Annotated in this window: 22 protein-coding genes and 1 riboswitch; of the genes, 6 read left to right on the top strand and 16 right to left on the bottom strand. The window is 67.4% G+C overall.

Annotated elements, in window-relative coordinates:
* Positions 1-59: 59 nt before the first annotated feature.
* A complete protein-coding gene (locus tag RIE31_06105; GenBank protein MEQ8640158.1) occupies positions 60-926 on the top strand; it encodes a universal stress protein in 867 nt (288 codons plus the stop codon).
* A 16-nt stretch (positions 927-942) separates the two neighbouring features.
* On the opposite strand, the gene hemA is transcribed toward RIE31_06105, so the two are convergent.
* Positions 943-2,160, bottom strand: a complete 1,218-nt coding sequence (hemA, locus tag RIE31_06100; GenBank protein MEQ8640157.1) for a 5-aminolevulinate synthase — start codon at positions 2,158-2,160, stop codon at positions 943-945.
* A 272-nt stretch (positions 2,161-2,432) separates the two neighbouring features.
* Entirely contained in the window at positions 2,433-3,833 is a 1,401-nt protein-coding gene (locus tag RIE31_06095; protein ID MEQ8640156.1) for an aspartate aminotransferase family protein, read from the bottom strand.
* 179 nt (positions 3,834-4,012) lie between these two features.
* Here RIE31_06095 and RIE31_06090 point away from each other — a divergent pair, with 179 nt between their 5' ends.
* Positions 4,013-4,609 carry a histidine phosphatase family protein gene (locus RIE31_06090; GenBank protein ID MEQ8640155.1) on the top strand — a complete coding sequence of 199 codons (597 nt, stop codon included), beginning with the start codon at positions 4,013-4,015 and terminating at the stop codon, positions 4,607-4,609.
* Here RIE31_06090 and RIE31_06085 read toward each other — a convergent pair.
* Positions 4,606-6,054 (bottom strand): mannose-1-phosphate guanylyltransferase/mannose-6-phosphate isomerase, encoded by a 1,449-nt coding sequence (locus RIE31_06085; GenBank protein MEQ8640154.1) that lies wholly within the window; start codon positions 6,052-6,054, stop codon positions 4,606-4,608. The two genes, RIE31_06090 and RIE31_06085, sit on opposite strands and share 4 nt — an antisense overlap.
* A gap of 191 nt (positions 6,055-6,245) precedes the next feature.
* On the opposite strand from RIE31_06085, the gene RIE31_06080 reads away from it, so the two are divergent.
* Both RIE31_06080 and RIE31_06075 read left to right on the top strand, forming a co-directional pair.
* Positions 6,246-7,079, top strand: coding sequence for a universal stress protein (locus tag RIE31_06080; protein ID MEQ8640153.1), 834 nt, complete (start codon positions 6,246-6,248; stop codon positions 7,077-7,079).
* 15 nt (positions 7,080-7,094) lie between these two features.
* Positions 7,095-8,018 (top strand): PfkB family carbohydrate kinase, encoded by a 924-nt coding sequence (locus RIE31_06075; GenBank protein MEQ8640152.1) that lies wholly within the window; start codon positions 7,095-7,097, stop codon positions 8,016-8,018.
* Between the two features lie 22 nt (positions 8,019-8,040).
* On the opposite strand, the gene RIE31_06070 is transcribed toward RIE31_06075, so the two are convergent.
* From RIE31_06070 to RIE31_06045, 6 genes are read right to left on the bottom strand one after another with little or no spacing between them, the layout of a single operon-like run.
* Positions 8,041-9,057 carry an NADP-dependent oxidoreductase gene (locus RIE31_06070; protein ID MEQ8640151.1) on the bottom strand — a complete coding sequence of 339 codons (1,017 nt, stop codon included), beginning with the start codon at positions 9,055-9,057 and terminating at the stop codon, positions 8,041-8,043.
* 7 nt (positions 9,058-9,064) lie between these two features.
* On the bottom strand, positions 9,065-9,757 hold the full coding sequence (locus tag RIE31_06065; GenBank protein MEQ8640150.1) for an orotate phosphoribosyltransferase: 693 nt from the start codon (positions 9,755-9,757) through the stop codon (positions 9,065-9,067).
* Positions 9,757-10,533 carry an ATP-binding cassette domain-containing protein gene (locus RIE31_06060; GenBank protein ID MEQ8640149.1) on the bottom strand — a complete coding sequence of 259 codons (777 nt, stop codon included), beginning with the start codon at positions 10,531-10,533 and terminating at the stop codon, positions 9,757-9,759. The genes RIE31_06065 and RIE31_06060 overlap by 1 nt, the downstream gene beginning before the upstream one ends.
* Positions 10,530-12,284 (bottom strand): ATP-binding cassette domain-containing protein, encoded by a 1,755-nt coding sequence (locus tag RIE31_06055; protein ID MEQ8640148.1) that lies wholly within the window; start codon positions 12,282-12,284, stop codon positions 10,530-10,532. The genes RIE31_06060 and RIE31_06055 overlap by 4 nt, the downstream gene beginning before the upstream one ends.
* The gene (locus tag RIE31_06050; GenBank protein ID MEQ8640147.1) at positions 12,281-13,165 is read right to left on the bottom strand and encodes a branched-chain amino acid ABC transporter permease; all 885 of its coding nucleotides are present in this window, start codon (positions 13,163-13,165) and stop codon (positions 12,281-12,283) included. The genes RIE31_06055 and RIE31_06050 overlap by 4 nt, the downstream gene beginning before the upstream one ends.
* A 30-nt stretch (positions 13,166-13,195) precedes the next feature.
* On the bottom strand, positions 13,196-14,446 hold the full coding sequence (locus RIE31_06045; protein MEQ8640146.1) for an ABC transporter substrate-binding protein: 1,251 nt from the start codon (positions 14,444-14,446) through the stop codon (positions 13,196-13,198).
* A gap of 74 nt (positions 14,447-14,520) precedes the next feature.
* Positions 14,521-14,620: riboswitch (TPP riboswitch) on the bottom strand.
* 74 nt (positions 14,621-14,694) lie between these two features.
* Between RIE31_06045 and RIE31_06040 the strand changes: the two genes are divergently transcribed.
* Together RIE31_06040 and RIE31_06035 are read left to right on the top strand one after the other, a co-directional pair.
* Positions 14,695-15,441 (top strand): ribonuclease activity regulator RraA, encoded by a 747-nt coding sequence (locus RIE31_06040; protein ID MEQ8640145.1) that lies wholly within the window; start codon positions 14,695-14,697, stop codon positions 15,439-15,441.
* Entirely contained in the window at positions 15,438-16,184 is a 747-nt protein-coding gene (locus RIE31_06035) for a ribonuclease activity regulator RraA (GenBank protein MEQ8640144.1), read from the top strand. Before RIE31_06040 ends, RIE31_06035 begins: the two co-directional genes overlap by 4 nt.
* Before the next feature lie 90 nt (positions 16,185-16,274).
* Here RIE31_06035 and RIE31_06030 read toward each other — a convergent pair whose 3' ends face one another.
* The 7 genes from RIE31_06030 to RIE31_06000 all read right to left on the bottom strand — a co-directional run bounded on the left by RIE31_06030 (position 16,275) and on the right by RIE31_06000 (position 24,317).
* Positions 16,275-17,081, bottom strand: a complete 807-nt coding sequence (locus tag RIE31_06030) for a hypothetical protein (protein MEQ8640143.1) — start codon at positions 17,079-17,081, stop codon at positions 16,275-16,277.
* A gap of 80 nt (positions 17,082-17,161) precedes the next feature.
* Complete coding sequence (locus RIE31_06025; protein MEQ8640142.1) at positions 17,162-18,301, bottom strand: DmsC/YnfH family molybdoenzyme membrane anchor subunit; 1,140 nt, start codon at positions 18,299-18,301, stop codon at positions 17,162-17,164.
* Between the two features lie 16 nt (positions 18,302-18,317).
* Positions 18,318-19,100: a 4Fe-4S dicluster domain-containing protein gene (locus RIE31_06020; protein ID MEQ8640141.1), complete on the bottom strand. Its 783-nt coding sequence runs from the start codon at positions 19,098-19,100 to the stop codon at positions 18,318-18,320.
* On the bottom strand, positions 19,097-21,985 hold the full coding sequence (locus RIE31_06015) for a molybdopterin oxidoreductase family protein (GenBank protein MEQ8640140.1): 2,889 nt from the start codon (positions 21,983-21,985) through the stop codon (positions 19,097-19,099). The genes RIE31_06020 and RIE31_06015 overlap by 4 nt, the downstream gene beginning before the upstream one ends.
* Before the next feature lie 110 nt (positions 21,986-22,095).
* Positions 22,096-22,608, bottom strand: coding sequence for a universal stress protein (locus RIE31_06010; protein ID MEQ8640139.1), 513 nt, complete (start codon positions 22,606-22,608; stop codon positions 22,096-22,098).
* Positions 22,609-22,653: 45 nt separating this feature from the next.
* Complete coding sequence (locus RIE31_06005; GenBank protein MEQ8640138.1) at positions 22,654-23,397, bottom strand: TIGR02186 family protein; 744 nt, start codon at positions 23,395-23,397, stop codon at positions 22,654-22,656.
* Positions 23,394-24,317, bottom strand: coding sequence for a sulfite exporter TauE/SafE family protein (locus RIE31_06000; GenBank protein ID MEQ8640137.1), 924 nt, complete (start codon positions 24,315-24,317; stop codon positions 23,394-23,396). Before RIE31_06000 ends, RIE31_06005 begins: the two co-directional genes overlap by 4 nt.
* Between the last annotated feature and the right edge of the window lie 102 nt (positions 24,318-24,419).

The raw sequence follows: 24,419 nt of genomic DNA, 5'->3' as shown, positions 1-24,419 counted from the left end.
TGCGTCCTCCGGGTGCCGCCCCGCTATGGCGGTGTTCGATCACGCAGGAGCCAGTGACCATGACCTATCGCGCCATTCTGATTCCTCTTCTCGGCGGCACGGCAGAGCCGGCGGCGCTGCAGACCGCCATCGCTCTGACCCGGCGCAGCGCCGGCCACCTGACCGGTCTGCACATCAAGCCCGACCCGCGCGATGTCATGCCCTATATCAGCGAGGGAGCGTCCGGCGCGTTGGTGACGGAGCTCATGGCGGCGACCGAGAAAGAAGGCGACGAACGCGCCCGCGAGGCGAAGAAGCGGTTCACCGAGGCGGTCAAGGCCGCCGGCATCGACATGGTGGAGCGGCCGGGCGGCCGCGGCGGGGCCACCTGCTCGTGGCGTGAAGTGGTCGGCCGCGAAGAGGTTGTCGTGCGCCGTATCGGACGCATGGTGGACGTGGTGGTCATGTCCTGGCCATCGGACGCCGACAATGTGGAGCAGGCGGTCACTCTGGATGCGGCCATGTTTGATACGGCACGGCCGGTATTGCTGGTGCCGCCGGATCGCACCGTGAGCGGCGCCGATACCATCTGTCTGGCCTGGAACGGGGGCCCGGAAGCGGCCCGCGCCGCCATGGAATCCATGCCCCTGATGCACGAGGCCAAGAAGGTCTATGTGCTGACCGCGGCGGACCCGCGCATGCGCGGAACGACGGTTGATGATCTGGTCCACTACCTCAACCAGCATGGCATCGAACCGGAGCTGGTCACCTGTCCGACCGAAGGCAAGACGGTTGGCGCCGCCCTGCTGGACGCGGTGCGGGAGAAGGGCGGCGATCTGCTGGTGATGGGCTGTTACGGTCGTTCGCGCATTAGCGAGCGGGTACTCGGCGGCGTCACCCGCCATGTGCTCAAGACCGCGTCGGTACCGGTCCTGATGGTGCACTAGCCCGCAGGCGGCCGCGTCAGGCCGCCTGGCTGCGGCCCAGCTTCAGGTCTTCCCAGACGCTGCCAAGGGCGGCGATCAGACGGTCCACCGCCGCGTCATCGTGCAGGGGGGTGGGCGTAATGCGCAGACGTTCCGTGCCGCGAGCGACGGTCGGATAGTTGATCGGCTGAACGTAGATGCCGAAATGATCCAGCAGACGGTCGCTGGCCAGCTTGCACAGCCGAGCATCGCCGACCATGACCGGCACGATATGGCTGGCGGAGTTCATTACCGGCAGGCCGGCCGCGGCCAGGCGCTGCTTCACGGTGGTGGCGCGTTCCTGATGGCGCTCACGTTCGACATCGCTGTTGCGCAGGTGTCGGACCGCGGCAAGCGCCCCGGCGGCGATGGCCGGTGGCAGAGCGGTGGTGAAGATAAAGGCGTTGCCGAAGCTGCGCACAAAATCGATCAGCGAGGCGGAGCCGGCGATATAGCCGCCAACCACGCCGAAGGCCTTGCCCAATGTGCCCTGAATGACGGCCGGCCTGTGGCCGACGCCGTCGCGTGCCGCCACGCCGGCGCCGCCGGGGCCATACATGCCAACCGCGTGAACTTCGTCCAGATAAGTCAAGGCGCCATGGCGGTCCGCCACATCACAGAGATCGGCGATGGGGGCGATGTCGCCATCCATGGAGTACACCGACTCAAAGACGACGATTTTTGGCCGGGCCGGATCGTCTGCCGCCATCAGCGCGTCCAGATGGGCGGCGTCGTTGTGGCGGAAGATGCGTTTTTCCACCCGGCTCCAGCGCATCCCCTCGATCAGTGAGTTGTGGTTGTAGCCGTCGGAATAGACGATCGCCGCCGGCAGGCGCGCCGCCAGTGTGCCGAGCGTCGTGACGTTGGCGATATAGCCGGAGGTGAAGATAAGCGCCGCCTCGCGGCTATGCAGGGCCGCCAGCTCCGCCTCAAGCTGCACATGCACATGGGCCGTGCCGGAGATGTTGCGGGTACCGCCGGCCCCGGCGCCGTGGGCGGCAATCGCTTCGGTCATGGCGCCGGTCACCGCCGGATGCTGGCCCATGCCCAGATAGTCGTTGCTGCACCACACATCCACCGTCTGCACCTGGCCATTCACATGGCGGCGGGCACGAGGGAACTGGCCGGCAACCCGTTCCAGGTCGGCGAAGACGCGATAACGCCCTTCCGCGCGCAAGGCGTCCACTGAATCCGCGAAAAATCTGTCGTAATCCATGAAAGCCCCGACCGTCGGCTTTACGCTGATGGGTTCACAATTGCGGCCCGGGCTCCCGTCGGCCCCCCGGTCGGGGACTCCGCCGGGTTCCCCCTTGGGCCATATCCGTTCCTGTGCCTGACGAGCAAACATGGCGCTCAGTATGTCCAAACAGGCTTAACGCCCGCCTAACTGGCGGCACGATATTACGTCCTGCCGGGGGCGTCGAGGGCCGCCCGGCCGGCCGGGGTGCGACCATTGGGAGCATGGGCCGGGCGCGATCCACCGCCGCTTCAGGCGGCTTCCACCAGCCCGGTTTCATTGACCCACGCCCAGGTGTCGTCAAGCGCCTTGCCGAAGCGCTCCAGCATGGTGGCGATCTCGTCCGCCGTGATGATCAGCGGCGGACAGAAGGCGATCGTGTCCACGGGCACAGCGCGCAGGATCACCCCGTGGTGCTGGGCCCGCTGATAGAGGTGCATGGCCACCTTCTGCGGCGGGTCAAAATGCCGGCCGGTCGTCTTGTCGGCCACCAGCTGGATCGCGCCGATCAATCCCATACCCCGGACATTGCCCACCAGCGGGTGGTCGGCAAAGGCGCGCAGGCCGTCCTGCAGTACTGGCGCCATGCGCTCTACCTGACTCAGGATATCGCGCTCCTCATAGATCTTGAGGGTTTCCAGCGCGACCGCCGCGGCCACCGGGTGGCCGGAATAGGTGTGGCCGTGGCCAAACTGGCCATACTTGTCCGACAGGTCGGCGATGCCCTGAAAGATCTCGTCGCTCATCATCACGCCGCCGATGGGCAGATAGGCCGACGACAGGGCCTTGGCGATGGAAATCAGGTCCGGCTTCATGCCCAGTGCCTGGCTGCCGAACATCTTGCCGGTGCGGCCAAAGCCACAGATGACTTCGTCGGCGATCAGCAGCACGTCGTGCTTTTTCAGCACCGCCTGAATCTTCTCATAGTATGTAGGTGGCGGAATCACCACGCCACCGGCGCCCATGATCGGCTCGGCAATAAAGGCGGCCACTGTTTCCGGCCCTTCGGCCACGATCATCCGGTCCAGTTCTTCGGCCAGACGGGTGGCGAAGGCCTCTTCGCTTTCGCCAGGTTCGGCATAGTCATAATAGTGCGGACAACTCACATGCTTGAAGCGGTCGAACGGCACGTCGAAGCCGTTCTGTGCATAGGCGACCCCGGTCATGTTGAGGGCGCCCAGCGTAATGCCGTGATAGGCCCGCTGGCGGGCGATGATCTTCTTTTTCTCCGGGCGACCACGGGCGTTGTTGTAGTACCAGACGATCTTGACCTGCGTGTCGTTGGCCTCTGAGCCGGAGTTGACGAAGAACACCTTGCTCATATTGTCCGGTGCAATCCGCATCAGGCGTTCGGCCAGTTCGGTGGTGATGTCCGGCACCTTGGCGGTGAAGCTCTGATAGAAAGGCAGGCGTCGCATCTGCCGGTTGGCGGCGTCGGCCAGCCGTGCCTCGCTAAAGCCCAGCGACGTGCACCACAGGCCGGCCAGGCCCTCCAGATACTCCTTGCCGTTCTCATCCGTCACATAGACGCCGCGACCCGAAGCGATGACCATGGGGCCGTCGCGCTCGATCGCCCGTGGATTCGAATAGGGGTGCAGGTGGTAGGCCTTGTCGCGGCCCACGGCCGAATTGATTCCGTCTGGCGTGGTCATGGTGTTCCCCTGTTGGCCTGCTGCCTCAGCCGGGTGGACGGCAGATGGTCGCCCGGTGTCTGGCTGACAGTCTATACTCCGCGCGATGGCATTCCACGACCTCCCGCGCTCACCGGGCGGTGAGCGGGCGGCCGCGGAAAAGGCCCGGGCCGGCGGTATTGGCGGAAGGATCAGGCGCCGTGACGATATATCTCATGCGCCATGGCGAGACTGAGTGGAATGTGGCCGGCCGGCTACAGGGACAGAAGGACTCGCCGCTGACCGCACGGGGCAGGGCGCAGGCGGCAGCCATGGGCCGGCGTCTGGCGCCGCTGCTGGCGGTGGGGCCGCCGCTCACGCTTTGGGCCAGCGCCCTTGACCGCTCCTGGCATACGGCCCGGTTGCTTGCGGCTGAACTGGCCTGCGACCCTGCGGCCATCCGGCGAGACGCTCGCCTCAACGAACAGTCCCTCGGTCCGTGGGATGGATTGACCGATGGTGAGATGATGGCCCGTGACGAAGCGGCGTGGACCGCCTGGCGCCGCCAGGCCGATCTCTGGATGGCGGCAGCGCCCGGTGGTGAGAGCCGGGCCGACATGGCGCTGCGGGCACGCGCCTGGCTTGACACTATCGATATGTCGGCCACTCACATGGTTGTCGGACATGGTGTGTTCAATCGTATTTTGCGCGGCGTCTATGGCGGGTTTGGCCGCGATCGGGTGACCGCCCTGGAATCGTTTCCGCACGAGGCCATTCTGGTGCTGGAGCGGGGACGGGAAACCTGGCTCGATGGCTAGTCGCTGGCCGTGCGGCCGAAATCGTCCTCGAAACGGACGATGTCATCCTCGCCCAGATAGTCACCGGACTGGATTTCAATCACGGACAGGGGCTCCGGCCCGTCATTGCCCAGACGGTGGAGCGTTTCCACCGGGATGTAGGTGCTTTGATTGGCCTCCAGCGCGAAGTGGCTGTCGCCGCGCACAACCTGTGCGGTGCCGCTGACGACGATCCAGTGCTCCGCCCGCCGGTGGTGCATCTGCAACGACAGCTTTGCGTTGGCGTAGACGTACAGGTGCTTCACCTGATAGCCCGGCCCCTGGTCCAGACTCTGGTACCAGCCCCACGGCCGATAGATACGGGTCGGTTCATCGGCGGCGCTGTAATTCTGTGCCCGCAACCGCTCGACCAGCAGGCCGGCCTCTGAGGCGCGGTCGCGCGGGGCGACGAATACCGCATCGTCGGTGGCCACCACCACCATGTCCGTCAGACCGACAACGCCAACCACCCCATGCTCCGCCCGCACATAGCTGCCATGGCTGTCCAGTGCGACAACCGGGCCGTGCAGGGAATTGTCATCGCTGTCGCGCCGGGCGATCTGCCACAACGCATGCCATGACCCTACGTCGCTCCAGCCGAGGTCGGCCGGCACCACCACGCCTCTGGACGTGCGTTCCATCACGGCGGTATCCACCGGTCGGGCCGGCGACCGGCAGAACGCCTCGCTGTCCAGGCGCAGGAAGTCCAGGTCCTGTGCGGCTCTGTCCACGGCCGCACCGCACGCGGCGTATATCTCCGGCTCCAGGGTTTGCAGCTCGTCCAGAAAGACCTGGGGGTCGAATACGAACATGGCGCTGTTCCAGTCATGGCCGCCTTCCGCCAGCATGGCTTCGGCTCGCGCCCGGTCCGGCTTCTCCACAAACCGCTGTATGGCGAACGCGCCGGGACACCCGGCCAGCGGCGCGCCGCGACGGATATAGCCATAGCCGGTGTCCGGCCGGTCTGGCGTGATGCCGAGTGTCGCCAGATAGCCTTGCGCAGCGGCGCCGGCGGCGGTGGAGACCGCCTTGATGAAGGCGTCTGTATCCGCCACCGCATGGTCGGAGGCAAAGACCGCCATCAGGGCCCCCGGCGACTGCCGGCGCACCAGCAGGGCGCCTGTCGCCACCGCCGGCGCCGTATTGCGGCCTTCCGGCTCCAGAGCGATGCATCCCGCGGTGACGCCGACGGTTCGCATCTGTTCGGCCACCAGAAAGCGCTGAGCCTCGTTGCAAATCAGGACCGGCGGCAGGAACCCGGCCGCGACGCCGGCCCGCAGCACGGTTTCCTGCAACAGTGACCGCTCCGTCACCAGCGGCAGCAATTGCTTGGGATAGCCGGCCCTGGACAACGGCCACAGACGGCTGCCGGCGCCGCCGGACAGGATGACCGGCACCAGTGGACGGGGCGTATTGATCTGAATCATTGGTCTTTCCCGGCCAAGGGCGTTTATCCCTGTGCAGTGGCTGGCGGCCAGCCGGACAGCGGCCTAAGTTTCACGTGTCATACCCCCTGGCCGCGTCCGCTGACTGGCTGGCCCAGGCATTGTGTCGGCTCAATCCCCCGCCGCGGCGTTTGGCCAAAGCCACGCGCACGGCTCTCAGGAAGGACAGATCCATGACCATCAGGGACATTCTCGTGCATGCGGACGCGTCGCGCCACCTGCCGGCCCGACTGGCCTACGCCCTGGCTCTGGCCGAGCGCAGCAAGGCGCGGATCGCCGGCCTCTATGTGGTAGGGACGCCCATGGTGATGGCGAGTATGGGCCAGCCCATGACGGCGGAAGTGTATGAAACCCTGATGGACGTGGCGAAAGAGGGCGCCGCCCGATCGAAGGCGATGTTCGAGAAGGCGGTCTCCGGCGCGGGCGGCTCCGTCGAGTGGCGTGAGGCGCGCGATGGCGTTGACGAGGCGGTCGCCCTGCATGGTCGCTATGCGGATCTTATTATCGTCGGTCAGCCTGACCCTGACGAGCCGACCCCGCCCGGCGGCTCCAGCACCGTCGCCGCCAGCGCCGCGCTCAATGCCGGGCGGCCGGTTCTGGTGGTGCCCTACGCCGGTGCCTTCACGCCGCCGCCGCGCCATGTGGTAGCGGCGTGGGACGCCAGCCGGGCCGCGACCCGCGCCATTCATGACGCATTGCCGCTGATGGCTATGGCGGAAAAGGTGACCCTCTTGTCTGTTGCGCCGGATGCCGAGGATCTGGGGCCGTTGCCCGGGGCCGACATGGCCGCGCACCTGGCCCGTCACGGCCTTGATGTGACGGCGCGGACCGAACAGGGCGCCGATTCCTCCGTCGCCGACATTCTGCTCAACTTCATTTCCGATGAAGGCGCGGAAATGCTGGTCATGGGTGGTTACGGCCATTCGCGTATGCGGGAACTGGTTCTCGGTGGGGCCACCCGCGGCATACTGCGCAGCATGACCGTGCCGGTGCTGCTCGGCCACTAGGCGACTGACCGGCCGATGATCCTGGTCTTCGGTTCGGTCAATCTGGATCTGTCTTTCCCGCTGGCCAGGTTGCCGCAGCCGGGCGAGACCGTGCTGGGCGATGATTATGTCATGGCCCCCGGCGGCAAGGGCGCAAACCAGGCTTTGGCCGCCAGCCGTGCCGGCGCCGCTGACGTCCGGCTTGTGGCGGCGGTCGGCCGCGACGATTTCGCCACGGCCGCACTCGCCGGCGTGCGTGGTGCCGGGGTCGATCTCGCTGCGGTGGTGCGAACGCAATCACCGACCGGATGTGCGGCCATCGCCGTCGCTGCCTCCGGCGAGAACGCCATCATGGTCGCTTCCGGCGCCAATCGCGATCTGCGGGCCGGTCATGTGCCGGCGGCGTGGTATTCGGCCGACGCCACTCTCCTGCTGCAGATGGAAATAACGGCCGGCGAGTCGACCGCGGTCGCCCGGCGGATACACGATGCCGGCGGTCGGGTCATCCTCAATCTGGCGCCGGCCATGCCGCCGCCGGCCGGTCTGCTGGCGGCGAGCGACGTCCTGCTGGTCAACCGCATCGAGGCGGCCATGGCCATGGGCGTGGCGGAGAACGCTCGTCCGCCGGCCGACCTGGCGCGCGATCTCGCCGCCGCGCACGGGCTGGAGGTGATCATCACACTCGGCGGCGATGGTCTCGTCGGGGTTGATGGCCACGGTGTTTTCTCCATGGCCGCACTGCCGGTCAGGCCGGTGGATACCACCGGGGCCGGCGACTGCTTCGCCGGTGTCCTCGCCGCCGCACTCGATGGCGGGCTCGATCTTCGCGAGGCGGCCCGCCGCGCCGGGGTCGCCGGCGCTCTCGCCTGTCTGGGGCTGGGGGCGCAGTCCGCCATGCCGCGGGCGAGCGAGATAGAGCGCCACATGGCGGCGGCTCCTGAGGTCATCGCCGCCGGCTAGAGGCGGCGGGCCTGGCGGCGGATCAGGTCCGGCGGCTCGGGTCGTCGCTGACCTGCACCAGAACCTTGCCGAAATTGTCGCCGCTCAGCAGGCTGCGAAAGGCTTGCGGCAATGCCGTCCAGCCTTCTGCAATGTCCTCACGATAGTGCAACTTGCCGGCGCGGACCCAGGCTCCCACCTGGCGGCGAAACGGTTCCGCCTCCTCCGCATAGTCGGAAACGATGAATCCCTGCATGCGAATACGGCCATAGATCAGCCTGAACAGATTGTTAGGGCCGGCCTCTGCCCCCAGGCGGTTGTATTGCGAGATCATGCCGCACAGGGCGATGCGGCCATGCGTGTTCATATTGGCGATCACCGCCTGCATCACCGGGCCGCCTACATTTTCGAAATCCACGTCCACACCATCCGGCGCCAGCGCGGCGATGGCTGTGGCAAGGTCACTTGCGCTGCGGTGGTTGATCATCCCGTCATAGCCCAGCACGTCCCGCGCCCAGGCGCACTTCTCGTCGCTGCCGGCGCAGCCGATCACCCGGCAGCCGTGCAGCCGGGCGATCTGGCCGGCGACGCTGCCGACGGCGCCGGTGGCGGCGGACACGAACACGCTCTCGCCGGGCTCGATACCGGCCACATTGTGCAGACCCGTCCAGGCGGTCAGCCCGGGCATGCCGAGGACGCCCAGTGCCGTGCTGACCGGCGCGTCATCGGCGTCGAGCAGGCGGACCTGGTCGGCCGCTACCGCGCTGAAGGACTGCCACGGCAGGCTGGCCTGGACCCAGGCCCCCTGGCGCAGGCCGCTGTTGCCGCCGTCGGCAATACGCCCGACCACGCCGCCGCTCATGGCCTCGCCAACCACGAAACTGCCGTTCATGGCGCCACGCATATAGGGGTCCAGCGACACATACACCGCCTCCACCAGAACCTCGCCCGGCCGGATCGCGGGTACGGCTATCTGGCGAAAGCCGAACACATCATCGCCCGGCATATGGTCGGGACGGCGGGCCAGAAAGACCTGGGTGTTGGCGCCGCTCACGGGCACGTGCCACTCACTGGCCGGCGCCCGTATGGCGGGCCTGCCAGGCGGCGGGATCGGCCAGGAACGATTCGACCTCGCGCAGCATGTCCGGCGCAATGCGCTGCTCCTTACGGGCGACGGCGATGATGTCGGCCCAGCTTGCCAGGCTCAGCAACTGGACGCCGACTTCGGCCAGGCGCGCTACGGCCGCCTCACCATAGCGAAATGTCACCCAGCACTCCTTGACCACCGCGCCCGCGTTGCGCAAGGCATCGATGAAGACCATCTTGCTGCCGCCGTCGGTGGTCATGTCCTCGGCCAGCAATACGCGGGCGCCCTCTTTGACGACACCCTCGATCTGGGCGTTGCGCCCGAAACCCTTGGGCTTTTTGCGCACATACAGCATGGGACAGCCAAGCCGGTCGGCCAGCCAGGCGGCATAGGGAATACCGGCGGTCTCGCCGCCGGCCACCATGTCAATGTTGGTCCGGCCGATGCGGGTGTCGATCTGCGCTACGGCGGCGGTAATGATCTGGTTGCGTTCGGACGGGAAGCTGATGATTCGCCGGCAATCCACATAGACCGGGCTTGGCTTGCCGGAGGTCAGGGTGAAGGGCGCCTCGGGACGCATGGACACGGCACCGATGTCCAGCAGGCTGCGGGCGATTGAACGCGCCACGGCGTCGCCGGGGGCGGGCGTCGGGGTGCTGGAACGAACGGCCATCAGGAACTCCCGGGACTTGCTTCGTCCTGTTTAGGTGTTTTGCGCGGTGTCGGCAATTGGCCCCTCTTGCCGTGCAGCAGCAGGTCGGCCAGGCGGCCGCCATGTTCAAGGCGTCGGCTTGCCTCGTCCGCAACAACGCGCCCGGCGGACATCACCAGAGTTCGCGGCGCAAAGGCGAGGGCGGCGGTGATGTTCTGCTCGGCCACCAGCATGGCCATGCCGTCATCGGCCAGGTCGGCCAACCGGTCATAGAGGCCGGCGGCGGCCGCCGGTGCCAGGCCGGCGCTGGGCTCGTCCAGCAACAGCAGCGCTGGCTGCATCATCAGGGCGCGAGCGATGGCCAGCATGTGCTGCTCACCGCCGGACAGCCGCCACGCTGTCGTGCGTAAACGGCGACCCAGACCCGGGAACAGGGTCAGCACACGGTCGCGTCGCTGGCGGCGCAGGCGGCGGCTGGCCGGCCCGGCGGCAATCAGGGTTTCCTCCACGCTGAGGCCGGGGAACAGGCGGCGGCCTTGTGGCACCAGGCCGATACCGAGACGGGCCCGCCGCGCTACTGCAAGGTGCGTGATGTCTGTGCCATTGAAAACGATGCGGCCCGCCGCCGGCAGCAGGCCCATGACCGCCAGCAGAAGCGTGGATTTACCGGAACCGTTGGCCCCCAGCACGGCGACCCGCTGGCCCGGTGTCATCTGCAGGGAAACATCCTCCACCCCGTCGCCGGTTTGTGGCCAGCGGGCGGTCAGGTTCTGAATATCCAGGCACACTCGGGTCATGAGGCGCCGCCTGCCACGCTGGCTGTCCGGCCCAGCAGGGCCGCGGCAATGGTCGGATCGGACATCGCGGTACCGCCGCGGGCTTCGGCGACGATGACTCCGTCGGCCAGGCACAGGACCCGTCCGGCGATGCGGCCGAGGAAGGTCAGATCGTGTTCGATAACCAGAACCGCCATGCCCAGGGCCTGTCGCCGCCGCAGGGCCATTGCCAGGTGATCGCGCCCTTGGGCGGTCAGGCCGGCGGCCGGCTCGTCCAGGATCAGCAGGCCGGGCCGGCCGGCAAGGGCGCGGGCGATTTCCACCCGACGGGCCATGCCATGGGCCAGTGTATGGGCCAGGGCGTGAGCCTGGTCGGCGATGCCCATTTCCTCCAGCAAAGCCGCCGCCTGCTGTATGGCTGCATCACCGGTCGGTTGTCCCGCCAGGGCGACCGCCACATTGTCGAGCACGGTCATATGGCCGGCCAGCCGGCGGCTCTGAAACACCCGGCTGATGCCGAGGCGCGCCCGCCGCCAGGGCGCAAGCCCGGGCCCGATTACGGCCCCCCCGATCATGATGCGGCCGCTATCGGGCTGGACCAGTCCGCTGACGATATTGGCGATGGTGCTTTTGCCCGAGCCGTTGGCGCCGACCAGCCCGACGCATTCGCCGGCCGTGATCGTCAGGCCCACACCACTCAGCGCCCGTACGCCGCCGAAGCGCTTGTGCACGTCGTCAAGCCGCAGGACGGGACCATCATTGGCCAGCGGCCTCATTGGCCGGTCCACGACCGAGCTGGTCTGGCCGACCGGGCGGGTGCCGGGTCGTGGCCGGCGCACCAGGCCATCGGGCGCCGCGATCAGCACCGCGAGCATCACACCGCCGACCGCCAGCAGATAGTATTGCTGCAGCGGCCGCGCCACTTCCGGCATCACCACCAGCAGCAGAGCGCCCGCGATGGGTCCTGCCAGATGGCCGCGGCCGCCGATCACGGTCATGGCCAGAATCAACACCATGCCCTCGAACGCCAGGGCGCCGGCGCTGATCACGCTCAGCACATGGGCCTGCAGGCCGCCGGCCAGTCCGGCCAGGGCGCCGGCAACCACCAGTGCTTCGTGACGCAGTCGGCCGCCGTTGATGCCGATGCTCGCCGCAGCGGTCTCGTCCGCCGCCAGCAGGCGAAAACTCTGGCCGCGCCGGCCCCGCGTCATCAGCCATGACACGGCCGCCGCCGCCGCCACCGCCAGCCACACCAACAGCGTATCGTTGAGTGGCGCGCTGGCCAGCAGGCGGGGCAGGCGCGGAATACCGAACAGGCCGTTGGCGCCGCCGGTCAGGCCGCCGCCGTGTACCGCCGCCAGGCGCAGCAGCTCGGCCACCGCCAGGCTGGCCAGGGCGAAGTAATGGGCCGCCAGACGCCGCGCCAGCCAGCCAAGGGAAAGGGCGACCACGCCGGGCAGAACCATGGCGAAGCCCAGCGTCAGTGGCACCGGCCAGCCGAAGTGGATGGCCAGCAGGGCCGCGCCATAACCGCCGAGACCCATCAGGGCGGCCTGGGCCAGGGACAGCAGCCCGGCTTCACCGAAGGCCAGACGATAGCCAAGCGCGGCAATGCTCCAGATACCGGCGCTGGTCAACAGGCGCAGGCCATAGTCGCCGCCGAGCCCATGGACCTGCACCACCAGCCATACGGCGACGACAGCGACCGCCATCCACAACAGGGGCCGGCCGGCCCGGCGCCGGGCGAACCGGGCGGCCGCGGCCGCGTTCATGGCCGCTCACCGGATTTCTCGCCGAGCAGTCCCCCCGGCCGCACCACCAGCAGCACGATAACCAGACCATAGAGCAGGGCTTCCGCCGCGACGAAGCCAAGCAACGCTGCGCCTGCCGTCTCCAGCAAGGCGATCACGCAGGCGCCCATGATGGCGCCGCTAAGCCTGCCCCAGCCGCCCAGTGTGGCGGCTATATAGGCCTTCAGCATAAAGCCGGCGCCGTCGGCCGGGGTCAGGAAGAACTGGTGGGCCAGCATCAGCCCGGCCGCTCCCGCCAGGGCGGCGGCAAGCGCGAAGGTGGCCAGGCGCACGACGGCCACCGGCACGCCCATGGCCGCCGCCATGTCGCTGTCCTCGGCCACCGCGCGCAGGCGAAGGCCAAACCGCGTGCGGGTCAGGATCAGGCCGGCGGCCAGCAGCAGCCCGCCGGCGACCACCAGAACCGCCAACGTCTGGCGGTCGAGGCTGAAGCCCGGCAGGTCCACGGGCCCGCCGCTCAGCAGCGGTGGAGTCGACCGCGGCGCCGGGCCAAACAGGCCCAGCAGGCCGTTTTGAATCATCATGGCGACGGCGATGGAGGCGAGGAATATGGTCGGTGCGCTGCGCCGCGCTAGTGGCAGATAGGCCAGTGCGCCAAACGCTACCCCGCCTACGGCCATGACCAGCAGGGTCAGCGGCAACACCACCAGTGGCATCATCCACGGCCCGTCCGGTATGATCGCCAGCACCGCGACAGCCATGAACCCGCCGGCCACCACCAGATCGCCCTGGGCGAAATTGACCGCCCCGGTCATGCTCAGCACCAGGACAAATCCCAACGCCACGAGGCTGTAGGCCGCGGCCAGGGACAGGGCGGCGGCGATCAGGCTGGCCGGATCCACGAAAATTGCCGTTCAGGCCGCGCCGGCGCGCTAGTTCGCGCTGCCGAGGGGGGCCAGCGGGCCAAGCGGGTTGTCATAGCGCCGGACGATGGCCGGCACCCGGCTCTGTCCGTCATAGCAGACGATCAGCGCGCTGTGCGCCATGTTGCCCGTGCCATCGGAGCGGTAGGTCATGGCCAGGCCGCTGAAGCTGTTGCTGGCCAGGGCGTCGCGCACCGCGGCGGGGCTGTCGGCGCCCGCCGCCACCACCGTCAGGACCGCCTGCACCGCGTCATACTGGCCGACGGCGAAGGCATCGGGTGCGGCGCCGAAGGCCTCTTCATAGGCCGTAGTGAACGCCACCATGGCGGCGTTGCCGCCGGACAGTGGCGAGGCGCTGGTTTCGGCGCACACCCCCTCCAGCTCAGCCGGCTCCAGCAGGGCCGCCGTGGCTGGCTGGTGCATGGCTGAGCCAGCGATGATCGGCAGGCCCAGCCCCATGGCCGCCGCCTGCCGCACGGCCAGCGCCGTCGACGGGGCATGCAGATGCAAAATCAGCGAGTCGGCGCCGGCGGCGCGCGCCCGCTGCAATGCTGGCCGCAAGTCCTTGACCGAGGTGTCCACCGCCTCGCTCGCCACCGGAGTAACCCCAAGGCGGGCGAATACCGCCTGCAACTCGGCAAGACCCGACTGGCCATAGGCGGTTGTCTGGGTAATCAGGGCCGGCCGGGTCAGGCCCAGCTCCTGCACGGTGAACCGCGCCTGTGCCGCCTTGACCACCGCGTCGCCGGGAAAGAAGCGGAACACCCAGGGGTTGTCCTGTTCGGTTATGGCGGCGGTACCGGAGACCGTGACCAGCGGCACGCCCGCGTCGGCGGCAAGTGGCAACAGGGCCAGCATCTGGGTGCCAAGAATTGGCGCGGAAATGGCCAGCGCGACGCCTGCGCCACCGGCTTCGGCCAGACCGCGGTTGAAGGCATTGACCGCGATCTCCGGCTGCGTCGCCGTGTCCAGCACTACCGGCTCGACCGTCAGGCCGGCCGGCGCGGCGGCGACCGCCAGCAGGGCGCCGTTACGCTGGCTTGCCCCCTCCAGGGCGACGAATCCGGTCAGCGGTGCCAGCACCGGCAGAATGATCTGCCGCTCTTGGGCAACGGAAAGGGTGCCGCCGCTGGCCACAACCAGCAAGCCGACGGTGAGGACGCCGCCGCAAGCGCGACGCCACCAGCCACGGCTAAACCGCTTTGACCGGGATATGGACGACAGGAACAGCGGCGGCGGGGACAGGGGCGACGGGGGCATGGGCAGGCTCCGTTGCGGGCCGGCCATTTGGTGGACTATCGCCGCCGGAAGAACAGGTCACCGGCGGGTCGCCGGTTCCGGGCGGTGATGGCTCCCTCCGCTGGCATGACCCAGTTCAGGTTCGATGGGTGCGCGTCTCAGCCCCGGTTGCCCGGGACGCCCCAGCATCACAGAACGCCAGCATGGCGCTCGTCGCCGACCCTTGTCAAACCGTCGCCGCTACCAGTTTCATGAGCGCGGGGGTATGCATGTCTGAGGCACCATTACAAAACCTGGTTGACGACGCCCGGCTTGCGGCGGACCTGGCTGTCGCCTCCACCGCGTCGCTCCATACCGAACTGCTCAAGCGTGGGGTGCGACGGGTCTTCATGGCTGGTGTCGCCGACCTGGCGCGGCCGGCCCGGCGCTTCTTCGGTCCGGCGGTGACCCTGCGCTTCCTGCCGTTGCGCGAGGATCTGTCGTCACCTGAATCAGTGGCCGATCCGGCCCACCCGCAGCGCCGCGCGATTGATACCTTTCCCGCCGGCCATGTGCTGGTGGTCGACGCCATGGGGATGCAAGGGGCAGGGGTGCTCGGTGATATTCTGGCTGCCCGGTTGCAGGTGCGCGGGGCGGCGGCTGTCGTCACCGACGGCGCGGTGCGTGATGCGGCGACTCTGGCCGCGCTGGATATGCCGATGTTCGCTGGCGGTGCCGCGGCGCCGGCGCACTTTGCCACCTTGATGGCGGCCGACACCGGTCTGGCTATTGCCTGCGGCGGGGTGGCAGTGGAGCCCGGGGACATGATCGTCGGCGATGGCGATGGCGTCATCGTTCTGCCGCGTCGGCTGGCGGCGGTGGTGGCCCGCGCCGCCGCGGAGCGCGAGCCGCTGGAAGCCTTTCTTCGCCAGCGGGTGGCGGCGGGTGCAGCCCTGCCGGGTACCTATCCGCCGGATGCGGACACACTGGCGGCCTATGCCGCGCACAGAGCGGTCGCTGGCCGCAGGGAGGAATGATGAGTCGATCGGAGCACAAGGCCTGGGGTCCGCTGGAAGAGGAGGTGCGTGACCTGCTGAATCAGTGCACCGCCGCCACCGTCTCGGGCATCCTCTGGCGCAGCGGCATCCGCAACAACATCATCCGTGACATTTCACCAATCGACGACCGGCGCGCTTCCTTCATCGGCACGGCCTATACCTTGCGCTATTTGCCGGCGCGTGATGACGTGGTCAATCCGTCCATGGCCTACCGCTCGGACCGGGCGCTGCATGTGGCGGCCGATGAGATCGCCGAAGGCGATGTGCTGGTGGTGGACGCGCGCGGCGTCACTGATGCCGGCGTGATCGGCGACGTGCTGGGCGGCCGCATTGTCAAACGTGGCGGTGTCGCCATCGTCACCGATGGCGGCATGCGTGACGTGGCGGAGCTGCGTGAGATGGGTCTGCCGGTATGGTGTCGCAGTCGCGCCGCGCCCGGGCCCAGCGCCAGCCACTACCCCTACGAGGTGCAAAGCGCCGTCGCTTGCGGCGAAACCCTGGTCATCCCCGGCGACGTGCTGATCGGCAACGATGACGGGGTCATCGTCATTCCCCGTCAGATGGCAGCGGAGATCGCCCGCCATGCCCGTGACCATGACGCCATGGAGGCGTTCATCCGCCGCCGCATCGACGCCGGCGCGCCGGCCCACGGCAATTACCCGCCGAGCGAGGAAACCCTCGACGCCTTTGAAAAGGAAATGGGCTACCGGCCCCGCTGGTAACCCCTGCCGGTAGTGCCGCCTTGATAGTCGCCGTCTCCGCAGCAGCCCGGCGGTGCCGGGCCTGCCGCGGTCGGGTGTGGGCGGCGGCGGTCAGATGACCCGGTAGGTCGCCCGTCCCAGGGCGCCGTGGTCGCACACCACGGTCTGGCCGATGACCGGGCGGATGACCGGCACCAGATTGCCGGTCTGAACGATCATGCCGGCCTTGAGCTCGCGGCCGCGTTCGGCCAGGTGATTGGCGCACCACGCTACCGCATTCAGCGGGTCGCCCAGCGCCGCCTTGCCAAAGCCGCTGCCGATCTCCTTACCATCCAGGATGGTCTTGGCTTCGCTGTTCAGCAGGTCAATGTCTTTCCAGCGCGCGACCGGCTCACCCAGGATGGTGCCATAGTGCCAGAAGTCATCGCCGATGACGGTTGGGATGTGGGCGTTGCGGGTTTCTTCCTGAATGGCGTAGCGCTGTTCGACCAGCTCAATGCTGCCGATGACGCTGTCCACATAGGCGGCCACCTTCTGGCCGTCCCAGGGCGCCATGCCGGCCGGCATGTCCTTGCCCAGACGCACCACAATCTCGTTCTCGATGCCCATGGACCGGACGACGCGGCCATCGTGAGTCACTTCATGATTGAAGATGCAGGTGTTGACGATAACCCCGGCGGCCGGATGGTCCAGGCCAATGCGTTCCTGCATCAGCGGCGTCGTGCACCCCAGCTTGTAGCCAGCCGGATCGCCATATCCCGCGGCTGACAGCTTGCGGTGCAGCGCATCGTTGATCTGATAGCCCTCGGCCTCGTCCGCCGGCACGCAGTCGGGCGCCAGATGGTCCAGGCGAAATGTCGGGTCAAGCCGCAGGCGGAACAGAACGTCCGCCGCCTTGACGATGGATTCCGGTGTCATGCTGTGTCCCCTGCATCTGGCGTGGTGGCGAACCTTAAGTCAGGCGCTTCGCCTCGGCCATCCTGCCCGCCGGTGCAGGCTCACGCGCGCTCCGCGCCGTAGTAAAGCGTCACCACGTGCTTGGCCTCGGCGAAGAACAGCCAGCGCTCCACAATCAGGCCAAGACCGGCCGGAAACAGGGCCAACAGCGCCGCGATAATGCCCAGCATCCGCAGGTTGGCGGCAGAGGCATGCTCCGCCGCGGCGGCGCTCTCCGCCGCGTCTGCCATGACGACCGCCAGTGCCGCCCTGTCTTCCTCTTCTTTCGTCTGGGCCGTGGCCACCAGCTCCAGCGCCGCGCTCCGTTGCTGTGCTGCGGCCTGGTCCAGGCCCGGCGCCCGGTCAGCGGCGCCGGAGGCGGCGTTGGCGAACAGAGCCGCCACCACCACCAGGATGGCTGGCACGGCGAACAGCAGGACGCGCACCAGAGTCCGCAGACGCGTCGCATGACGGCGGGCCAGACGATAGCCCATCTCCTGCATCAGATAGCTGGACTGGGTATGGGGCGATTCGAACAGACGGACTTTGCCCAGCGCGCCAAGGCCCGTCGCCGACTCCGCCGTGATGCGGCCGGTGCCGCTATCGGCGTGGCGCCAGTAGGACTCTTTCGCCATCCAGCCCAGCGCCAGGCCGACGATGGCCATTATGGCGAACAGGGGCTCGAACGGCGCCCATGGCAGGCGCAACACGTTAAGCAGCAGTGCGCCGCCGGCGACGGCCAGGGCTACATAAGCCCAGTTGGTTCGCACCGTATGCCACTGCGGCACGGTCGGCAGGCTGGCGTAGATCATGCCGGTGCACCATACGGTGATCAGGCACAGGACCGCGGCGATGGGTCCCGCCAAGCGCCAGGCCTCCGGTGCATCGGCAAAGAACACCCAGCCGATACCAAGCCAGGCCAGCGGACCGTAGGTGAGGATTGAGGCGACCCCCTCGCGCGACAGCCACGACGAGCGCCACTGAGTCAGCGCCCGCAGGAAGCGCTCAGGATGCCCCAGGTGGGCCATGGAGGACAGCAGGCCACCGGTGATCAGCGCCATGGCCAGCCCCAGGCCCACAAGGCCCAGCACCGGGTCGGCCGGCAGATGGCCGCTGGCCACCAGAATGCCCAGCAGGCCCAGCAGGCCATAGCCGGTCCCGGAGGCGGTGGTGAAGAAAATGACGGAATAGGCCGGATGCATCGCTTCGCCCTCTGTCCTATGCCGACAACATGCGGTCAACCCAGCCGAGGAAGCCCTTGGCCCCGGCCGCGCTGTCGCTGCCGGCCGCCGCCAGCTCGGCCAGCGGCGTCAGGGCGTCGCCGGTGCCCGTGGCGCCGCTCTTGTCCTTGCGCGGCCGCGGCGGCAGGTACTTGTTCACCGGCTGATAGCCCAGCTCCGCCATGAGGTCGAAGCCGCCGCGCTCCGTTACCAGATGCGACACGTCAGAGTCCGGGTCACCCAGATCGCCAAAATGACGGGCGCTTACCGGACAGGTGGAAACACAGGCCGGCACCCGGTCCACCTCTTCCAGATTCTCGTTGTAGATGCGGTCGATGCACAGGGTGCACTTCTTCATCACACCGTCGCTCTGGTCATATTCGCGCGCGCCATAGGGGCACGCCCATGAACACAGTTTGCAGCCGATGCAGGTGTCGGCATTGACCAGGACGATGCCGTCTTCCTCGCGCTTGTAGGAGGCGCCTGTCGGACACACGGTGACGCAGGCCGGCGTCTCGCAATGCAGGCACGATTTCGGGAAGTGCACCGTCCGGCTGGTCGGGCCGTCGCCGCACTCATAGCTGTGGATGCGGTTGAACCACACACCGCTCACGTCCTTGCCATAGGGCTCCTGGTCGGTCAGCGGCGCGGAGTGGCCACCGTCATTCCATTCCTTGCAATTGACGGCGCAGGCATGACAGCCGACGCAGATATCCAGGTCGATGACCAGGCCCAGCTTTTTCCGGCGGCCACCATCCGTCTGTCGCGGCAGGCTGGTCATGAGCCGTCTCCATCGGGCCGGAACATGGTGCCGCGGCGCAGGATGTGCGGCCTGACCGGCATATTGTGGGGCAGCCGCGGCTCGGCAAAGCGTGGTTCGGTCTCGCCGGCTTCTTCCGGCGCCACCTTCTGCAGCCGGACGCGCAGGTCGTACCACGCTGCCTGGCCGGTGATCGGGTCGGCATTGGCATAACGATAACCGTCGCCCTGCGCCGGCAGCAACTCGGTGATCACATGATTCAGCAGGAAGCCGCGGCGGAATTCCGCCACGTCCGAATCCAGATTCCAGGCGCCGCGCCGTTTGCCGATGGCGTTCCATGTCCAGACCGTTTCCGGCTGCACCCCTTCCATCAACTTGATTTCAGCCTTGACCCGTCCCCACGGCGACGTAATCCACACCCAGTCACCATCGCTCAGATCCTGACCGGTTGCCCAGGCCCGGTTCACATATAGCGGGTTGGAGCCGTGGATCTGTCGAAGCCAGGCGTTCTGCGATCCCCACGAGTGATACATCGCCATGGGCCGCTGGGTGATCGCGTGCAGGGGATAGGTCTCTTCATCCAACCCGCTTTCTTCGAACGGCGCATACCAGATGGGCAGCGGGTCGCAATAGGCCTGCAGACGCGCGCGGTGGCGGTCCGGCGGCTGCACCGGGCCATGACCGCGTGCCGCCTGACGCAGGCGCGCCAGCGGCTCCACATATAGCTGAAAGACGATTGGCGCCGCTTTGCCGATGAAGCCGGCTGCCGCCGCCCACTCCAGATAGTCGCGATTCTGTGTCTTCAGATAGCGACCGGCCGGCGGAATCTCATGGCGGTAGAAACAGCCATTGGCGATATAGCGCTGCAACTGGTCGGGATTGGCCGGCCCCTTGCCGAACTGGTCGCCGTCGGGGCCGCGAAAGCCGGTGAGCATGCCGACGCCGGGCGTACGCTCATGATTGACCATATAGTCGGCATAGCCGCCGGGATAGCGTGGTGTGCCATCCTCCTTTACCAGCCCCGGCAGGCCTAGCCTGGCGCCCAGGTCAATCAGCACGTCTTGAAAGGGACGCACATCGCGGTCCAGCGGCATGATCGGCTGGCGGATGGCGTCGCCCGCCGCTTCCGCATCGCCGATCGGCCGGTCCAGGGTGGAAATACAGTCCCACCGCTCCAGATAGGTGGTGTCCGGCAGGATCAGGTCGGCGTAGGGCACCATCTCGGAATAGAAGGCATCGGAATAGATGATGCGCGGAATGCGATAGCTGCCGTCCTCGTTCATGTCGGCCAGCATGTCTATGGTGGCTTTGGTGTTCATGGAGGAGTTCCAGGCCATGTTGGCCATGTACATGAACAGCGTATCCACCGGGTAGGGATCACCGGCCCAGGCGTTGCGGATCACCGTGTGCATCATGCCGTGGGCGGCCAGCGGCGCCTCCCAACTGAACGCCTTGTCCAGACGCAGTGGGTTGCCGTCGGCGTCGATCACCAGATCTTCCGGGCCCATGGGAAAGCCAAGCGGCGGGCCTTTCAGCGGCTGGCCCGGCGTCACGTCGCCTGGTTTGCCGGCGGGCCGCAGCGGCGGCGGTGTCGCCTTGGGATAGGGCGGCTTGAAGCGGAAGCTGCCCGGCGTCTCCACCGCCCCCAGCAGGAGCTGCAGCACATGCACCGCGCGCACCGTCTGAAAACCGTTGGAGTGGGCGGAGATGCCGCGCATCAGGTGCATGGCCACCGGCCGCCCGGTGACCGTCTGGTGTTGCTTGCCGCGCCAGTCGGTCCACGGCTGGTGCACGGTGATGGCCTGGTCGAAGGCGGCGTGCGCCAGTTCGGCGGCGATGCGCCGGATCGTCGCCGCCGGCACACCGCACCGTTCGGCCACCGCATCCGGCCCATAGGCCGGGTCGAGATAGCGCCGCGCCAACAGGCTGAAGACGGTCTCGCCCTGGCGTCCGTCCGGCAGTGGGCGGGTGCCGGTCAGGGCCGGTCGGGCTGCCGGGTCCGTGGCGCTGGCCAGCCGCTCGCCGGCCTGGTCCCAGACCAGCGCCTCGCCATCCTCGCCGCGCGCGAACAGACCGTCCTCGCCCTTGCCCTCATCGCTGATCACCAGCCACGGCGCATTGCTGGTCATGGCCAGATAGTCCAGGTCCACCTTGCCGGCGCGCAGCAGCTCGTGCACCAGCGCCAGGACGAACAGGCCGTCGGTGCCCGGCCGAATGCCGATCCATTCGTCGGCGATGGCGGAATAGCCGGTCTTGACCGGATTGACCGAGACGAACTTCGCCTGGCCCGCCGTCTTCAGGTGGCCCAGGCCGATCTTGATGGGGTTTGAATCATGGTCCTCCGCCACACCGAACATCAGCAGGTAGCGGGTCTGCTCCCAGTCCGGCTCGCCGAACTCCCAGAATGAGGCGCCGAGGGTATAGAGCCCGGCCGCCGCCACATTGACGGAGCAGAAGCCGCCATGGGCGGCATAGTTGGGTGTGCCGAACTGGGTTGCCCACCAGCCGGTCAGGGCCTGGCTCTGGTCGCGTCCGGTAAAGAAGGCAAGCCGGCGCGGGTCGCTGGCGCGAATGCGGCCCAGCCAGTCGCTCGCCGTGGCCAACGCCTCGTCCCAGCTTATTTCCTCGAACTCGCCACTGCCGCGCGGTCCCTTGCGGCGCAGCGGCCGGGTCAGGCGGGCCGGCGAGTGCTGGGTCATGATGCCCGCCGATCCCTTGCCGCACAGTACGCCCTTGTTGACCGGATGATCGCGATTGCCCTGGATGTAGCGGATCTGACCGTTCAGCAGGTGCACCTTGATGCCGCAGCGGCAGGCGCACATGTAGCAGGTGGTGGTCTTGACCTCGTCCGCCACCTTGGGCGAGGTGTCCACCTGCTCGCGGCCGCTCCAGAAATCCGTTGTCATGCAAACTCCATGGGGCTGATGACCGGTCGGGCCGGTGCCTGCGCGCGGTCCGCACCGTCGGCCAGCGGCCCGTTCAGGTCAAGGCCGGACCAGGTCAGGGCAGGGCCAGGTCAGGTCAGGCCGTCGATCTGCTCATCGCTCAGGCTGCCCGGCACGATGGTCAGGGGTACATGCAGACGTCCAGCGCCGCGACCGGTCAGAAAGCTGATCAACGGGCCGGGGCCCTTGCGGCCACCGCTGGCGGCCAGCACCAGGACGGATATGGACGGCTCTTCATCAATAAGGTTCAGCAGTTCGTCCCGGCGGTTGCCCTCGCGCAGATATAGGGTGGGCATCTGGCCGGATATCTCATGCACCTGGGCGGAATAGCGTTGCAGCAGTTGCTCCGCCTCTTCCCGCGCTTCTTCGCGCATCAGGTTGCCGACCGCCGCCCAGTGCTCGAACTCGGTCGGCTCCGTAACGTACAGAAGGGCGACCCGGCCATTGGTCTTGGCGGCGCGACGACAGGCGAAGCGCAGCGCCGCGCGCAGTTCCTCACTGTCGTCGAGAACGACGAGAAAGACGCGACCGCCTTCGGGCGGGTTATCGCCGGCTGGATTGCCGCTGACAGGGACATCGCTCATGTCCGCATTGTCCGTTGTCGGCCGGTGTGCTGCAAGAGCATGGCCCTAGCGGCGGAAGACGATAGCGGCAAACCAGCCGGCGGCCAGCGCCAGGGCAATGGCGACCAGGCCGTATATGGCCGACTGGTTATGAGCGAACTCAAAGACACTGGCGCCCACTCCAGTGCGCTCCACCCGCAGGGGCGTTGTTCGCACACTGATGAGTTCGCCATCCTGAAACAGCATGACGCGGGTCAGATAGGTGCCGATGGGAACGTTCGACGGCATGGCGATTCGGGTGCGGAACAGACGCTCGTCGATGACCTCAACGGCTCGCGTTTCCGTCACAACCAGACCGGCCTTGACCAGGTTGCGGCGCAGGCCGTCACGAAAGGCCGTGACGGTTTCCGGCGCCACCCCAAGCGGTCGCTGCAGGGCAATGTTCTCAAAGCCGATCTCGTGTCGCCGCCGCGCCGCTTCGTCGGTCACCTGGTCCAGCGGTCGGGTGGCCGCCACCGCATAAAACCCCGGAACGCCACCGAAGGTGGCGGACTCCGTGTTGACCCACACGCCGCTCACCCGCGATTTGCGGCGCACTGTCATGTCATGCTTTGGCCCGGTGACCACCACCACCAGATCGCCATCTTGTTCCGTGGCGCCGAACAACAGCAAGCTGGTTCCGGCGAAACCGGTGGAAATAGCCACCGTGTGGTCCGACAGGTCGACCGCCAGTTGCGCCGCCGGCGCACTGCCCGCCAGTGCGGTCAGCGCCAGCATCACGGTCAGGACCGAGCGCAACGAGGTTCTCATGAGCCGTGCCCCAGTGGCCCCAGGCTGTATACGTCGCCTGGCGTCACCACCAGGTCGAACAGCAGCTTGCCGCAGACCATAAGCACCATCAGCGCCAGCAGGCCGCGCAATTCCTCGCCCTGCAAGCGGCCGCCGAACCGACTGCCGATCTGCGCGCCGATGACGCCGCCGGTCAGCAGCAGCAGGGCCAGAACCACGTCAACGGTCTGGTTCTGTACGGACTGCAGAAAGGTCACGTTGGCAGTGACGAATATGATCTGGAACAGGGAGGTGCCGACCACCACGGCGGTCGGCATACCCAGAAGATAAATCATCGCCGGCACCATGATGAAGCCGCCGCCGACGCCCATGATCGCCGCCAGAATACCCACCAGAACACCGATCGCCAGCGGCAACAGGGCACTGATATAGAGGCGCGATTTGCGAAAGCGCATCTTGAACGGCAGGCCGTGCATCCACGTATGCTGGTGCAGTTTGCGACGCGCGCCACCGCCGCTGCGCCGGCGCAGGATGGCGCGCACGCTTTCCTGCAGCATCAGCGCGCCGATGATGCCGAGGAACAGGACGTAGGACAGGGAAATCACCAGATCAATCTGGCCAAGGTTGCGCAGTACGCTGAACAGCCACACACCGAGGGTCGAGCCGATGATGCCGCCGGCCAGCAGCACCAGCCCCATCTTGAAATCCACATTGTTGCGCCGCCAGTGGGCGAGAACGCCCGACACTGACGAGGCAACGATCTGATTGGCTTCGGTGGCGACGGCGACCGGCGGTGGAATGCCAATGAAAATCAGCAGCGGCGTCATCAGAAAGCCGCCGCCGACGCCGAACAGGCCGGAGAGAAACCCCACACCGCCGCCCAGTCCCAGGATGATGAAGACGTTGACCGAAAGCTCGGCAATGGGCAGGTATATATTCATGCGTCGGCGGAGAATCCGGCCGGAGAATCCAGGTGCCCGACGGGGCGAGGCGCATACTCTGCCCGTGACGACTCGCGGTCAACCGAAGAGGCGCGGAATGTG

It is taken from the genome of Alphaproteobacteria bacterium, assembly GCA_040218575.1.
In the GTDB taxonomy this organism is placed as follows: Bacteria; Pseudomonadota; Alphaproteobacteria; order JAVJRE01; family JAVJRE01; genus JAVJRE01.
The sequence above is the reverse complement of the archived record's forward strand: the minus strand, read 5'-3'. Positions and strand labels throughout refer to the sequence as shown.

What these genes read in the sequence shown, in the direction of transcription:
- RIE31_06105 (MEQ8640158.1), top strand. Translation starts at nt 60, where the DNA reads ATGACCTATCGCGCCATTCTGATTCCTCTTCTCGGCGGCACGGCAGAG.
- hemA (MEQ8640157.1), bottom strand. Translation starts at nt 2,160, where the DNA reads ATGGATTACGACAGATTTTTCGCGGATTCAGTGGACGCCTTGCGCGCG.
- RIE31_06095 (MEQ8640156.1), bottom strand. Translation starts at nt 3,833, where the DNA reads ATGACCACGCCAGACGGAATCAATTCGGCCGTGGGCCGCGACAAGGCC.
- RIE31_06085 (MEQ8640154.1), bottom strand. Translation starts at nt 6,054, where the DNA reads ATGATTCAGATCAATACGCCCCGTCCACTGGTGCCGGTCATCCTGTCC.
- RIE31_06080 (MEQ8640153.1), top strand. Translation starts at nt 6,246, where the DNA reads ATGACCATCAGGGACATTCTCGTGCATGCGGACGCGTCGCGCCACCTG.
- RIE31_06075 (MEQ8640152.1), top strand. Translation starts at nt 7,095, where the DNA reads ATGATCCTGGTCTTCGGTTCGGTCAATCTGGATCTGTCTTTCCCGCTG.
- RIE31_06065 (MEQ8640150.1), bottom strand. Translation starts at nt 9,757, where the DNA reads ATGGCCGTTCGTTCCAGCACCCCGACGCCCGCCCCCGGCGACGCCGTG.
- RIE31_06060 (MEQ8640149.1), bottom strand. Translation starts at nt 10,533, where the DNA reads ATGACCCGAGTGTGCCTGGATATTCAGAACCTGACCGCCCGCTGGCCA.
- RIE31_06055 (MEQ8640148.1), bottom strand. Translation starts at nt 12,284, where the DNA reads ATGAACGCGGCCGCGGCCGCCCGGTTCGCCCGGCGCCGGGCCGGCCGG.
- RIE31_06045 (MEQ8640146.1), bottom strand. Translation starts at nt 14,446, where the DNA reads ATGCCCCCGTCGCCCCTGTCCCCGCCGCCGCTGTTCCTGTCGTCCATA.
- RIE31_06040 (MEQ8640145.1), top strand. Translation starts at nt 14,695, where the DNA reads ATGTCTGAGGCACCATTACAAAACCTGGTTGACGACGCCCGGCTTGCG.
- RIE31_06035 (MEQ8640144.1), top strand. Translation starts at nt 15,438, where the DNA reads ATGATGAGTCGATCGGAGCACAAGGCCTGGGGTCCGCTGGAAGAGGAG.
- RIE31_06030 (MEQ8640143.1), bottom strand. Translation starts at nt 17,081, where the DNA reads ATGACACCGGAATCCATCGTCAAGGCGGCGGACGTTCTGTTCCGCCTG.
- RIE31_06025 (MEQ8640142.1), bottom strand. Translation starts at nt 18,301, where the DNA reads ATGCATCCGGCCTATTCCGTCATTTTCTTCACCACCGCCTCCGGGACC.
- RIE31_06020 (MEQ8640141.1), bottom strand. Translation starts at nt 19,100, where the DNA reads ATGACCAGCCTGCCGCGACAGACGGATGGTGGCCGCCGGAAAAAGCTG.
- RIE31_06015 (MEQ8640140.1), bottom strand. Translation starts at nt 21,985, where the DNA reads ATGACAACGGATTTCTGGAGCGGCCGCGAGCAGGTGGACACCTCGCCC.
- RIE31_06010 (MEQ8640139.1), bottom strand. Translation starts at nt 22,608, where the DNA reads ATGAGCGATGTCCCTGTCAGCGGCAATCCAGCCGGCGATAACCCGCCC.
- RIE31_06005 (MEQ8640138.1), bottom strand. Translation starts at nt 23,397, where the DNA reads ATGAGAACCTCGTTGCGCTCGGTCCTGACCGTGATGCTGGCGCTGACC.
- RIE31_06000 (MEQ8640137.1), bottom strand. Translation starts at nt 24,317, where the DNA reads ATGAATATATACCTGCCCATTGCCGAGCTTTCGGTCAACGTCTTCATC.